This window comes from Methylobacterium adhaesivum, from assembly GCF_022179065.1.
In the GTDB taxonomy this organism is placed as follows: domain Bacteria; phylum Pseudomonadota; class Alphaproteobacteria; order Rhizobiales; family Beijerinckiaceae; genus Methylobacterium; species Methylobacterium adhaesivum.
This window is the reverse complement of record NZ_BPQD01000039.1, coordinates 1-12,855: the sequence shown is the minus strand read 5'-3', so window position 1 is coordinate 12,855 and position 12,855 is coordinate 1. Positions and strand designations below refer to the sequence as shown.

Annotated in this window: 15 protein-coding genes; 5 read left to right on the top strand and 10 right to left on the bottom strand. The window is 68.6% G+C overall.

The window, feature by feature from the left end; all coding sequences use genetic code 11:
* Nucleotides 1-19 precede the first annotated feature (19 nt).
* Nucleotides 20-451 (bottom strand): CBS domain-containing protein, encoded by a 432-nt coding sequence (locus tag MFF01_RS19565; protein ID WP_238227910.1) that lies wholly within the window; start codon nucleotides 449-451, stop codon nucleotides 20-22.
* Between the two features lie 182 nt (nucleotides 452-633).
* Nucleotides 634-1,446: a rhomboid family intramembrane serine protease gene (locus MFF01_RS19560; RefSeq protein WP_238227908.1), complete on the bottom strand. Its 813-nt coding sequence runs from the start codon at nucleotides 1,444-1,446 to the stop codon at nucleotides 634-636.
* Nucleotides 1,447-1,694: 248 nt separating this feature from the next.
* On the opposite strand from MFF01_RS19560, the gene MFF01_RS19555 reads away from it, so the two are divergent.
* The 4 genes from MFF01_RS19555 (at nucleotide 1,695) to MFF01_RS19540 (ending at nucleotide 4,880) form a co-directional block, all read left to right on the top strand.
* Nucleotides 1,695-2,300, top strand: a complete 606-nt coding sequence (locus MFF01_RS19555; RefSeq protein ID WP_238227906.1) for a PAS domain-containing protein — start codon at nucleotides 1,695-1,697, stop codon at nucleotides 2,298-2,300.
* 143 nt (nucleotides 2,301-2,443) lie between these two features.
* Complete coding sequence (locus MFF01_RS19550) at nucleotides 2,444-3,070, top strand: PilZ domain-containing protein (protein WP_238227904.1); 627 nt, start codon at nucleotides 2,444-2,446, stop codon at nucleotides 3,068-3,070.
* Nucleotides 3,071-3,412: 342 nt separating this feature from the next.
* Entirely contained in the window at nucleotides 3,413-4,042 is a 630-nt protein-coding gene (locus MFF01_RS19545; protein WP_238227903.1) for a transglutaminase-like cysteine peptidase, read from the top strand.
* 151 nt (nucleotides 4,043-4,193) lie between these two features.
* Nucleotides 4,194-4,880 (top strand): transglutaminase-like cysteine peptidase, encoded by a 687-nt coding sequence (locus tag MFF01_RS19540; RefSeq protein ID WP_238227901.1) that lies wholly within the window; start codon nucleotides 4,194-4,196, stop codon nucleotides 4,878-4,880.
* Between the two features lie 29 nt (nucleotides 4,881-4,909).
* Here the strand turns inward: MFF01_RS19540 and MFF01_RS19535 are convergent, their stop codons facing one another.
* From MFF01_RS19535 to MFF01_RS19500, 8 genes are all read right to left on the bottom strand, one after another.
* Entirely contained in the window at nucleotides 4,910-5,239 is a 330-nt protein-coding gene (locus MFF01_RS19535) for a DUF6949 family protein (protein WP_238228098.1), read from the bottom strand.
* Nucleotides 5,240-5,459: 220 nt separating this feature from the next.
* Complete coding sequence (locus MFF01_RS19530; RefSeq protein ID WP_091973479.1) at nucleotides 5,460-5,672, bottom strand: DUF3126 family protein; 213 nt, start codon at nucleotides 5,670-5,672, stop codon at nucleotides 5,460-5,462.
* A 119-nt stretch (nucleotides 5,673-5,791) separates the two neighbouring features.
* The gene (gene cysE / locus MFF01_RS19525; protein ID WP_238227899.1) at nucleotides 5,792-6,649 is read right to left on the bottom strand and encodes a serine O-acetyltransferase; all 858 of its coding nucleotides are present in this window, start codon (nucleotides 6,647-6,649) and stop codon (nucleotides 5,792-5,794) included.
* 196 nt (nucleotides 6,650-6,845) lie between these two features.
* The gene (locus MFF01_RS19520; RefSeq protein WP_238227897.1) at nucleotides 6,846-7,736 is read right to left on the bottom strand and encodes a helix-turn-helix transcriptional regulator; all 891 of its coding nucleotides are present in this window, start codon (nucleotides 7,734-7,736) and stop codon (nucleotides 6,846-6,848) included.
* A 420-nt stretch (nucleotides 7,737-8,156) separates the two neighbouring features.
* Nucleotides 8,157-9,050, bottom strand: a complete 894-nt coding sequence (locus MFF01_RS19515; RefSeq protein ID WP_238227895.1) for a lytic transglycosylase domain-containing protein — start codon at nucleotides 9,048-9,050, stop codon at nucleotides 8,157-8,159.
* A 213-nt stretch (nucleotides 9,051-9,263) separates the two neighbouring features.
* Nucleotides 9,264-10,088, bottom strand: a complete 825-nt coding sequence (locus tag MFF01_RS19510; protein ID WP_238227894.1) for a Cof-type HAD-IIB family hydrolase — start codon at nucleotides 10,086-10,088, stop codon at nucleotides 9,264-9,266.
* A gap of 13 nt (nucleotides 10,089-10,101) precedes the next feature.
* Entirely contained in the window at nucleotides 10,102-10,626 is a 525-nt protein-coding gene (locus tag MFF01_RS19505; protein WP_238227893.1) for a gluconokinase, read from the bottom strand.
* Between the two features lie 140 nt (nucleotides 10,627-10,766).
* Nucleotides 10,767-12,059 (bottom strand): alpha/beta fold hydrolase, encoded by a 1,293-nt coding sequence (locus MFF01_RS19500; RefSeq protein ID WP_238227892.1) that lies wholly within the window; start codon nucleotides 12,057-12,059, stop codon nucleotides 10,767-10,769.
* A 238-nt stretch (nucleotides 12,060-12,297) separates the two neighbouring features.
* On the opposite strand from MFF01_RS19500, the gene MFF01_RS19495 reads away from it, so the two are divergent.
* Nucleotides 12,298-12,855 (top strand): polysaccharide biosynthesis/export family protein (locus MFF01_RS19495; RefSeq protein ID WP_238227891.1); only part of this gene is annotated, 558 nt, incomplete at its 3' end.

Below are 12,855 nucleotides of genomic sequence, written 5' to 3'. Positions count from 1 at the left end.
GGGAATCCCAGCCGACCGATCACGCCATGGTGATGTAGTCGCGCATGGCCTGATGCTCGGCCTCCACCGCCGCGATCCGGCGCTTGACCACGTCGCCGATGGAGATGAGGCCGGCGAGCCGGCCCGCCTCTAGGACGGGAACGTGGCGGAAGCGGCCGTCGGTCATGAGGTGCATCACGTCCTCGACGCTCGTGTCGCGGGTGCAGGTGACGACGGCGGCGGTCATGTGCGCGGAGACCAGGGCGTCGAGGGCGCCCGCGCCCTGTTGAGCCAGGGCGCGCATGATGTCGCGCTCGGACAGGATGCCCAGAACCGCGCCCTCGGCATCGCTGACGACGACGGCGCCGATGCGCTTCTCGGCGAGCAGATGGATGGCCTCGTCGAGGGTGCGCTGCGGCTCCACCGTGACGACGGAGCGGCCTTTCTCGGCAAGGATACGGGCGACGGTCATAGGCGATTCCCTTCCTGGTACGAGCGACGTTGCGGCCTGGTTGACCCCGGCTCACGGATTTTCGATCGGACGATTCGCGCCCCCTCGGCGCCGATCCCATCTGTGGCGATTGTGTGGCTGGCGCGCCGTCCTGGCAAGCGCGAATGCTTAAAACCCTGATGGGGCGGGTGTTTTCGCGTCCTTCAGCCCCTGTGCCGGTCGAGGAGCGGCAGCAGGAAGAACCCGACGAGGAAGCCGCCGAGATGCGCGTCCCAGGCCACCGCCGTCGCCTCGGCATCGAGGGGCAGGCTGATGACGCCGAACAGGAAGTTGGTCACGAGCCAGACGGCGAGGAAGATCACCGCCGTGCGGTTGCGCAGGAGCTCCGCGATCGTCTGGAGGCGCTGGGGCGGCGGCAACTGCCAAGGCTGCGCCACGCGGTAGGCCGGCGGCGGTTGGAACACGAAGCGGGCCGCGGCCGCCATCAGGGCCGAGACCCCCGCCGATGCGCCGATGAGCGGCGCCGTACTCAGCGGATCGATCAGCACGTGCAGCACCCCTCCCGCCACGGCGCCCACAAGGGCGATGACGCCGTAACGCAAGGGGCCGTAACGGCGTGCCACAGGCGAGCCGAAGGCGGCGAGCCATACGGTGTTGAAGATCACATGCGTCCACGAGCCGTGCAGGAGTGCATAGGTCGCGAAGGTCCATGGGCTGGCCGACGGTTCGGCGACGATGTAACGGGCAAAGACTTCGCGCGCACCCACGATATCGGGGTCGCCGACGGCACCTGCCGCCTTCAGGAGATCCTCGATCCGTGACGGGTCGATGGCTACGGTCCAGCGGCCGGGGATCAGGGCGAGATGGATGAGGGCCCAGATGTCCCAGGCATCGGGCAGGACGAAGACGCGCAGGGCGTGGATCGCCAGCAGCACCGCGATGGAGGCGGTGACGACGCCCGGCATGTTGAACATCGGAACGCGGTTCTGGCGCGGCAGGTCGGGCATGGCATCCATGGCGTCACCATGTCGGGGCTTTCAGGGATGCGGCAAGCCCCATGCGCGCGAAAGGCTCCGTTCGGCGACCTGAACCCACACCGAGCCCCAATTCTGTTAACCTTACGAAAAGGTTAAGCGCGCGGCCGTTCCGGCGGCGGCATAGGGTGTGCGCAGGCTTACGAAATTCCTTCGTCGCACGGGCATCCGTGTCCCGAAATGGAACTCCTCTCGCCAGACCCTCCAGGGCCATGCCACCGCAGGACACCATGAAGCATCCGACGAGTCGCCTGCTCCACACCTATTGGGACGGCCTTCGCCGGGAGCGGGCCGCTCCCGAACGCAGTGAGATCGAGCCTGGTGCGATCCGCAATGTTCTCGCAGACAGCCTGATTCTTGAGGTCGACGTGCCCGGCAGCGGCGCGGCGATCCGGCTGGCGGGCACCCGCGTTTGCGCCCTCTTCGGACGCGAACTGCGCACCAACGCCTTCGCAGACCTGTGGGGAGCGCCCGATGCCGATCCCTGGCGCCTCGTGGAGACCGTGGCGGTGGACACCCTCGGCATGGTGGCCGGGCTGACGGGGACGACGGCCCGGAACGAGACCATCGATCTCGAGCTCATTCTCCTTCCCCTGCGCCACCGTGGCCAGACCCAGACGCGCATCCTCGGTGCCCTGAGTCCGCATTTCGTGCCGCACTGGCTCGGCCTGCGCCCAGTCACGCACCTGCGCACCACCAGCCTGCGCGTGCTCGGCACGCAGCCCAGAACGCTCGGTGATGCCGAGGATACCCTGCGCAACCTGCCGATTCCCGCCAACGACGCCCTGCCGTTCCGACGCGGGCATCTCCTCGTCCATCCCGGCGGCCGGGGGTGAGGTCGGTTTCCGTCGCATCCCTTGCGCCGGGCCAACGACAGATGCGTGTGCGGTGTCATCCCGGCTCGGGACGCGGAAGGTTTTCGTAACCGGCGGCCGACTAAGGTTCCCCGGCCTTTCGGAGAGCCGGACCTTGACCGAACATGCTTGAGGATCTCGTGCACCCCGAGGCAAAGCTGACGCGTGGCATCCGTGCGTCGGACAGGCGCCGGCATCAGCGCGTCAAAGTCGCGCTGCTCGGGCGTTACATGTTGTCGGACCGCCGGGAATTCCCGTGTCAGACCGTGGACATGTCACCGGGCGGCGTACGCCTGACCTGCGTCGAAGCGGGACAGCCCGGCGAACGCGTGGTGGTCTATCTCGAACAGATCGGGCGCCTGGAAGGCGTCATCGTGCGCCTCCTACCCGACGGGTTCGCCGCGCGCCTGGGCTCGACCTCGCGCAAGCGCGAGAAGATCGCCTCGCAGCTCACGTGGCTCGCCAACCATAAGAGCCTCGGCCTGCCCGAGGGGCGAACCCATGAGCGCCTCAAGCCCACCCAGCCGGCCGTGATCCTGCGCCTCGAGGCCGGACGTGAGATTCCGGCTCAGATCATCGACGTGTCCCTGTCGGGGGCGGCCATCGCCTGCAGTCTCTCTCCCGCCCTGGACAGCAGCGTCGTCGTCGGTCGGACCCCTGGGCGGGTGGTGCGCCATTTCGAGGGCGGCATCGGCGTACGCTTTCTGCTGCCGATCTCCGCCGACCTGTTCCATGAGGGTATCCGGCTTTAAGGCCCTCGCGCCGAGACCCCAGCGGTCTGGGCGAAGGACGTGACCCCACAGGCCCGATGCGATGTCCCCGATCCTTGCGGTCGCGGACATCGCATCGGGCCTTTTTCTTGTTTCCCCGAGTCTCGGCGGCGCCGAACGGGCCGGCCGGGCGCGATGGTATCCACTTTGTGAATCGCGATGCGCAATTATGAACGATCGAGGAAGCGGTGAATTGGGCCTGTCGCGGATGAACCGGATGCAGGGCCCCATTCGATAAAATTGCGCGCATCGGCTTCAGCGCCGCGCAGTGGCCGGCACGTCAACGTGACAGCGTTGAATGACGCGGGGGCTGCGATGCGTGGGATGAAATCGGTTGCTGTGGCGGCCCTGACGGTTCTGGCGACGGCGTTCAGTTCGACGCTTCCCAATGCCCAGACGGTGGCGAGCCTTCCGGCCCTGCCCGCCCCCGCGACCCTCGCGGCGCCCGTGGGAGCCGCCCGACCCATCGCCGCCTGGGTCACCTTCTGCGAGCGCTACGCGGCCGAATGTGCCATCAACGCCAACGAGCCGACACGGATCGCCCTCACCCCCGCCACCTGGAACCTCATCACCACGGTGAACGGCCGGGTGAACACCCGGATCAAGCCGGTCACCGACCTCGATCATTGGGGATCGGCGGATCGCTGGGATCTGGCCGAGGACGGCTCGGGCGATTGCGAGGATTTCCAGCTCCTCAAGCGCAAGCTCCTGGCCGAGGCCGGCCTGCCGCGTCGGGCCATGCGGATGACCGTGGTCATCGACGAGAAGGGCGAGGGCCACGCGGTGCTCACCCTCATCACCGACCGGGGCGACTTCATCCTCGACAACAAGACCAACACCGTCCTGCCCTGGCACCGGACCGGCTACACCTTCATCAAGCGCGAGGGCACGGATGCCGTGGCCTGGGTGTCCCTCGGGGGTGTCACATCGCCCATCACGACGGCCAACCGCTGAGGCGGGACGAGAACAGACGACCTGGAAAGCCGCCCATCGACGTGGAACCGAATGCTGCCGGGGTGGTTAATAAGAGTTTAACTTCTGCTTGAGCGCCGGGCGCCGTCGTGCCAACTTTGCCGTGTCAGCAATGGACGGCAGGGCGAACCGGATGCGGCACGCGATTCTGCATAGCCTCGGCGAACCGGCGGTGGGCGAGAAGGACGCCTTCCGGGCGCGCGTGGCCCGCGCCGCCCGCCTCGCCCTCACGGGGGCGACCCTCCTTTTCGGTGGCGCCGGCGCGCAGGCCCAGACGGTGGCGGCGTTGCCCGACGCACCTTCCCTCGGTGCGGGCGCCGAGGCCCGGCCGGTGGCCGCATGGACCGACTTCTGCGCGCGCCATCCTGCCGAATGCGCCGTCAATGTCCGCGAACCGGTCCGCATCACCCTGACTCCGGCCATCCGTGCGATGTTGGACAGCGTCAACCGTCGGGTCAACGCCCGCATCCGGCCGGTCACCGACATGGCCCATTGGGGCGTGGTCGACCGCTGGGATTTTCCCGACGACGGTTCGGGCGACTGCGAGGATTTTCAGCTCCTCAAGCGGCGGATGCTGGTGCAGCGCGGCCTGCCCCGGCGTGCCCTGCGGATGACCGTGGTGATCGATGACATCGGCGAGGGGCATGCGGTCCTCATGGTCCGCACGGATCACGGCGACCTCATCCTCGACAACAAGACCTCTGCGATCCTGTCCGCCCCGGGTACGGGCTACACCTTCATCAAGCGCGAGGGCCAGGACGGCCTCGCTTGGGTGACCCTCAATGGGGGCGCCTCCCCGGTCGCCACGGCCAACCGCTGAATCCCCGCCGGTCGAGCCGGCGAGGCGGATCAAACACCTGCGATCATGTGGGCAAGATCGAGGGCGACGCGGCCCGACATCAGGCTCCAGCCGCAGGCGATCATCGTGGCGATCATCACGAAGGGGATCGGACGCCGCTCGAAGCGGCGGCCGCGCACCGTGTTGCGCAGGATGATGAAGGGCGCACCGAAGGCGAGCATCGGCAAGGCCGCCACGGCAGTGACGCCGCCGCGCTCGAGCAGGCTGAAGCTCGCGCGCCGCTCGGTGAAGAGCTCGAACGCGCTGGCGAGCAGGCCCGACAGGGCGAGGCCGATGCACAGGGTCTGGAGAGAGTCGAGGGCCGATGGGCTGAGGGTCATCATGCGAACGCTCCACGCTTAAGAAACCGTGAAGACCACTCTGCCCTGTCGTTTACGAAACGTTAAGGCTTTCCCGCCGTTAGGGTTAAGCCTGTGCACGGGCCATCGGCCGATCGCCCGTGCCGTGAAGGTTGATTGCGGCGGGCCGAGCGCCTCTCACAAAACTCCCGTGTCGCTGAAGGCGAGAACCGGCCGTGGTCGGGAGTCGTGTGAGGCTCTCTCAGTCCTCGAGGTCGATGTCGAGGATCGCCATGGCGAAATTGAACGAGCGGTCGCCGTCCTCGTCGTCCACGGAGACCACGCCCAGGAACTCCTCGCCGATGTAGACTTCGGCCGAATCGTCCTTCTTGGGGCGGGGTACGAGGCGGATGTTGGTGTTCGCGAAGGTCCGGCGAAGGTAGTCCTGCACCTTGGTGATGTCGGTCTTGGTCACGCTGATCGCCTCTCGCGTTCGGGGTCGGATCGGCCTGCGCGCGGTGGCGGTCGCTGGCTCGAGTCCGGGACCGCTTGCCATGCCGCCGGGGCATGAGCAAGCGCGCGTGCGGCCTCGCTTCAGATGCCCTCGGCCATGTGAATGAATGCGTCCAGACCGAGCAGCTGGTCCATGGCGCGGGACGGCTCGGCGCAGCCGGCGGTGCCGACGACGCGCGCGGGCACCCCCACCACCGTGGTGTGCGGCGGGACGGCGCGCAGCACCACCGAACCAGCGGCGACGCGGGCGCATTCGCCCACCTCGATGTTGCCAAGGATCTTGGCGCCGGCGCCGATCATCACGCCGCGGCGGATCTTCGGGTGGCGGTCGCCCCCCTGCTTGCCCGTGCCGCCGAGGGTCACCGCATGCAGGATCGACACGTCGTCGTCGATCACCGCCGTAGAGCCGACCACGAGGCCGGTGGCATGATCGAGGAACACGCCCCGCCCGATCTGTGCCGCCGGATGGATGTCCGTCTGGAACACCTCCGACGAGCGGCTCTGCAGGTAGAGGGCGAGGTCGCGGCGGTCGTGAGTCCAGTACCAGTGCGCGAGGCGATGCGCCTGGAGCGCGTGGAATCCCTTGAAGTAGAGCACCGGTTCGATCGCCCGGGTGGTGGCCGGGTCCCGGTCGAGGACGGCCCCGATATCGGCGCGGAAGATCTCGCCCAGACGCGGATCGTCGGCGATGGCCTCGTGAAAGCCATGGGCGATGAGTTCGGCTTGCAGGGAGGGATGGCCGAGGCGCGCCGCGACCCGGTGCGCCACTGCCGCCTCGAGGGTCGGGTGATTGAGGAGGGTCGCCACGATGAAGGAGGCGAGCTGAGGCTCCTGGCGCACGAGCGCCTCGGCCTCCGCCCGCACGCGGGTCCAGATCGGATCGAAGGTCGCGACCGTTTCCCGATCGGCGGGCCGGTCCAGGGAAGAACGGACGGGCAAGAGCTTCTCCTTCGGGCTTAGGGACGTGGTCCGGTGGCGCGGTCGCCGCAGGGACGACACTCTCCGGAGAACCGCCCGGAGATGAGGATCCGCATGCGACGGACCAGACGGAGAATGTGCATTCTCCGTCTGGTCTTAGGGTGTGGTGTGACGGCGCGCCGATCAAGGGTGACCGGCCCTTCCGGCCCGCGACAGATCAGGCGTGATGCATCGCCGGCAGGGCGCCGAAGCGCGCCTCGATCGCCGCAGCGAGACGGTCCACCATCGTTTCGACGGGAACGTCGGAGGTATCGACCACGGAGGAGGCCCGTGCGTACAGGGGCTCGCGGCTGGCCAGGACCGCCCGCAATTCCTGCATGGCGGATGGGTGGTCGCCGGTAGTGGCGAGGTCTCCTTGCTCGCGCACGCGCTGCATGTGCTCCTCCGGCCGCGCCCTGAGCCAGATCGTGAAGAACGCCTGCAGCAGGAGGTCGTAGGTCAGAGGTTCGGCGACGATGCCGCCGCTGGTCGCGAGGATGAGGGGCCCAGGATGTTCCGTGAGACGGCGCAGGGCCACCTGCTCCAGGCGCCGGTAGCCCTCCTGCCCATAGATCGCGAAGATCTCCTTGACCGAGAGGGCATTCTCCCGCTCGATCTCGGCATTCAGCTCGACGAAGGTCCAGCCGAGGCGCTCGGCCACCCGTCGCCCGAGGGTCGATTTGCCGGCCCCGCGCAGTCCAATGACGGCAACCCGCGGCTGCGGCGCGTCACCCCTGGCCGGCGCCTGACCGGACAGGATGCCCTTGGCCAGGGCGATCTGCTCGGCCGAGGCCTGCCCCAGGAGGTCGCGGATCACGGGCCAATCGGGTGCCGTGCTCTCGCCGGCGATGAGGTCGTCGAGACGCACGCCCATGGCGTTGGCGACCCGGCGCAGGAGTATGATCGAGACGTTGCCCTGACCGCTCTCGAGCTGCGCGATATAGCGCTCCGACAGCCCGGACGTCTGAGACAGGAGCTTGCGCGAGAGTCCGCGCAGGGTGCGCGCATGCCGGACACGCCGGCCGAGCTCCGTCAGAAAGATCGATTCTTCTTCTACCGCGCCGGCCATGCCGTCGTCCGTCTTCCTGATATGCAGGCAGGCAACAGACCTGCACAACCCTTGATTTCAAATCTGCCGTTGCTCGCGATTGTCTCGCAACGACAATGCCGTCCACAAATGAAGATGGCGAATCGATCGATCCTGTCGATCGGAACGCAAACATCCTACCGCGTCGGCCGCCCTATAGCCCAACCGAATTGATGGGCGCAGGCTTATCTTTTGGGGATCGCTCCACCACGCGTCACTGTGCAGTGCGGCATGTGAGGTTGCGTGCGGGCGAGCGCAAGCGATTCTCACATAGGTGATGGGAAAAAAGGTGACTCTGCCTGGATTTTGCGCAGGTCGGGATGGGTAGCAGCGAAGTATGGGAGGCGCGCGGGAGACGACTGTCCGCCGGGGCTTGTCCGAGGGACGACGGTGTCGAGGGCGCTACTGGCCGGCCGGAAGCGCCGAGGCTTCGAGGATCGGCGCGCCGCCGGCCTTCTTCGCGATGATCGGTCGACCCACAGAAGCGAGCAGGACGGCCGAGGGCCGACGTGGCGGCAGCGGCACGGCCACGCTCTCGCTCGGGGCGGGGTCGATGGATCCGGGGGTCGTCAGGGAGACGGGGGTGGACGGGGCTGGCGCGAGGGGCGCCATGGCGACGGGGGCCGGATCGAGGCTGGCCATCGCCGTCGGCACGCCTGCGCCCGAGAGCGAGGCCGGACGGCGCGGCGGCAGCGGAACCTCGACGCGTTCCGTCGGGACCGCGTTGGCCGCCGGGCTCGGAGCATAGGCCAGGGCGGTGTTGGCGGCGGCGATGTTGGGATCGACGGGCGCGGAGCGGTCGAAGGCACTGGCGAAGGCGGCGCCGGACTTCGCCCCCGACGCGACGGTGGTCACGCCTTCGGGCACCTCGGTCTCGATACCCAGGCGCTTGGCGGCATAATAATAGCCGCGATTGTAGTAGCCGTAGGCGCGGGCGAGGTCGCCCTTGGCGGTCTTGTAGGCCCCTGCGAGGTAGGCGATGCCGTAGCGCAGGTTCACCGCCGGATCGAACAGGCCTGCCGCGTCGCCCTGATAGCCGAGGCCGCGGGCCGTGGCGGGCTTGATCTGCATGAGCCCGAGGGCGCTGCCACCCTTGGCGTTGGGGTTGTAGTTGCTTTCGCGCTTCACCACCGCATGGACGAAGCTTGCGGGCACGCCGGCGGCACGAGCCTGATCCTCGATCAGCGCATCGATGTTGTCCCGTGCGGTCTTGCCCTGGGCGGAGGCCGGGGTGGGCAGGATCTGAGCCGGGATGGCCAACGCGGCGACGGCGAGGAGCAAGAGGCGCTGGTGCATGCAGTGACCCGGATCGTTCTTGTTCTGAGCGGTCAAGGTCGGGGTCAAATGAGGCTGGAAAGCGACCCGCCGCCTCGATTGAGGCGATACGGCTTCGCTTTCCCCATGTGCTGTGGCGCACAGGATACACAATCTGGAAACACAGATGCCGCGCCCGTGAGGGATTCGTAAGCCGGTGCAAGGCTCTGGGTCGGCGCGGCCGTGGATGAACCGTCAGGTCGCAGCGCGGTGCAAAACAAATTCGTCGATGGCCCGGGCGAAGCCGTCCGCGTCGTTGCCCGCCGTCGTGACTTGGGCCGCCGCCTTCACGGCTGGGCTCGCGTTGCCCATGGCGATGGACAAGCCGACCCCCGAGAACATGGGGACGTCGTTGCCCCCGTCCCCCAGGGTGGCGATCCGGCTCCGGTCGATCCCGAGGCGGCGGCTCATGGTCTCGACGAAACGGCCCTTGCCGGCGCCGGCCGGAGTCACGTCGAGGTAATAGGCCTGCGACCGATGGACGTCGGCCCCCTCCCCCAGGGCGGCCGAGAGGCTTGTCTCGCAGGCGGCGAGATGGTCGGCATCGGCGCTGACTCCGACGATCTTGGCCGCCCGGTCGAGGAGCGGATCGAGGCTGGACACGACGTTGGGGTCGGCCCCGAGGGTCCGCCGTTCGAGGTCGGTGTAGGGCGCGCGCGGGTCGCGCAGGTTCCAGGCACCGTCGGCGAACACCCAGATGTCGAGGCCGGCCCGCGTCAGGCGGGCCGCCGCGTCCCGTGCGACGGCGGCCGGGATCAGGGTCTCCGACAGAATCGTGAGATCGGGGGCCACGAGGGTGCTGCCGTTGAAGGCGCCCAGGGGCAGGCGCAGGTCGAGCGCCGCCACGAGGGCGCCGAGTCCCATGGGCGGGCGGCTCGAGGCGATGGAGAAGCCGATGCCGGCCTCGCTCAAACGCCGCACCGCCGCGCGGGTCGCCGCCGTCAGGTGCTTGTCCGTGGTGACCAGGGTACCGTCCACGTCGGAGATGACGAGGGCGATGGACGGGGCGGATGCATCCATAATCGATCTGACTTTATTCTCGGTTGCCCTGCTTCAATCCGAAACGGGCCGCGATCGTTGCGGCCACCGCCTCGGCGGGGGCGTCGACGGACACGGTGACGGCCCGCTCCTCCGGGGCGGGTGGCTCGAGGATGGCGAACTGGGTGTCGAGGAGGGAGGCGGGCATGAAGTGTCCCCGGCGCGCGGCGAGCCGCCCCTCGATCAGGTCGCGGTCGCCGGCGAGATAGGCGATCCGAACCTCGGGGCGCCCGCGCACGAGCACGTCGCGATAGGCTCGCCGCAGGGCCGAGCAGACGACGATTCCCGGCTCGCGCTCCTGCAGTCGGGTGTCGATCCAGGCCCCGATGGCGGCGAGCCAGGGGGCGCGGTCGTCGTCGTCCAGGGGATGCCCCGCATGCATCTTCGCGACGTGCGCGGCGCTGTGGAAACTATCCCCGTCGACGAAGGCCCAGCCGAGGCGTTCGGCGAGACAGGCCGCCACGGTGCTCTTGCCGGAGCCCGACACGCCCATCACCACGATCACCGTGGGCCTGCCCATGCGAGCGGCGCTCAGATCGGGTTCAAGCCATTCGGATTCGCACGTGCCGGCTCCACGGGGCGAGGAAAGTGGGCCTGCCTGCATGGTCGTCTCCGGTTCGGTCGTGGCGACCCATCTCGGCCCCTCCCCGAGGGGGCCGTTCACGCGGTGGCCTCTGGGGCCGACAAGGCCGGCGCACCGGGCGCGAGGTCGGGGTGCAGCACACGTTCGCGCAGGCGCTGGGGCCCGAGGGTCATGGCGAAAAAATCGTAGGCACCGTGCCGGTCGTTCGCCATCAGGAACTGGAAATGCATCCTGAACGGCCGCCAGCGGACCCGGCGGTAGGTTTCCGGGCTGATGATGTCCCGAAACCGTGCCGAACGCACCAAGGGATTGGCGACGGGCCGGTCCCCGAGGTCGAGGTTCAGGTCGCGCACGGGATTGAAGCCCGGAAAATTCATCCAGTCCTGCGGGGCCTGGTAATCGACCCAGACGAGACGCCGGCTGGAGCAGAGCCCGGCGATCTCGCCGCGCAGGCGGGTCGCACGCGGCTGGAGCGCGACGAGGGGCATGCCCGAACCGAGGGTGACGAGGGCGAAGTTCGTCGCTCCCGTGCCCAGGTTCGGATCGCGCGCCAGCACCCGCGCGGCGACCTCGACGGCCGTCATGGCGCCCGAGGAATGCCCTACGAGCATCACCTCGTCTATGGGGGGCTCCTCGGCCGTGCGGGCGGCGAGGCGGGCGAGCACATGGTCGGCGAAGGCATCGAGGCGTATCGCATAGTCCGGCCGCCAGCCCTGGCCGTACTGCCAGTTGAACACCCAGTCGTTGAGGAGCTGCCAGAAGAAGGCGCGGTTGAGCAGGGCTTCGATGGCCTTGATCCAGCCGAGGCCCACGAGGAGGCCCAGCGGCACCGTTGCCCAGAGCGGCCAGCCCAGGCTGTGCCCGAACCCGTCGCCGAGATGCGCGTGCACGACGCCCGCGATGATCGTCGTGCCGAGGCCGAGGGCCAGCAGGAGGACGAACGGATAGAGGATGACGTTGCCGTATTTCCAGTTGAGCCGGTAGAACCGTACGATGAGGCCGGCCAGGATCACGTGCAGGGTGCCGAGCACGAGGAGCCCGGCACTGAGAAAACGCGAGCGGCCGAAGTCGCGGGCCACGATGTCGTCCCACAGGAGAACATCGTATTCGGTGTGCGCACGCCCCCAGGCGGGCTCCGCTGCGACGCTCCAGCTCTGCACCAGGCCATCCGGACGGAGCGTGGCGGGGCCGATCCGGGGCTTGGGCAGGCCGAAGCGCTTGGCGCAGCGTGAGAGCTCGCGCACGAACAGCATCCGGTAGCGGGATCGCCCTTCCGGATCGTACCCCGGTATGTAGAAGACTTGGCGCCGGTGGACCGCGCCCGGCGTCGCGTCGGCGAGGCCGGGAGGGGTGTAATCAAGAGGGGGCATGGCGCACGGGTCCGTGGCCTCGGGGGATCGAGGTCTGTAGGGCCGGGCATAGGAGGGCATATCGCGCACGCCACTACAAGAGTCGTCGATGTCCGGGCGGCGCGCCGCGCCGCCGGTGCACAGCGGGGACGACTGCGTGGCCCGTCCCGTCCCGACGGGACTGTGACCCCCTCGCCACGGACAGGGCGATGGCGATGGTCTAGGCAGCGGGGTGAGAGAAACCGACAGGCGATCCTGCATGCGCGTTCTACCCCTGGCCCTCTGCACCGCCCTGGCGGTGTCGGGCTGCTCCTCGATCCTTCCGGGTTCGGGTCCGACGACGGGTGCCATCGTCGATGGGGCTGACGTGTCGACGAGCGAGGGCACCTTCGCGCGCTACGAGATCGTCGACCTGAGCGCGGCCACCGTCGAGGCCCTGCGCGGACGGGCGCTCGACAGCCTGCTGGCCTCCTTCGGCGATCACCGCCCCTCCGTGGAGCCCGTCATCGGGGTCGGCGACTACGTCGCCGTCTCCGTGTGGGAGGCGGGTTCGGGCGGCCTGTTCTCCGGGCCGCTCTCCGCCGACCGCTTCTCCGCCGGCTCCAAGTCCGCCACCATCCCCGAGCAGGTCGTCGCGCGCGACGGCGCCATCTCGGTGCCGTATGCCGGGCGCATCCAGGTCGCCGGCCGCCGGCCCCAGGACGTGCAGGCCCTTATCGAGACCGAGCTCGCCGGCAAGGCGATCCAGCCCCAGGTCCTCGTCTCCGTGACGAAGCCGATTTCGCAGAGCGTCACGGTCTCGGGCGAGGCCGTCACC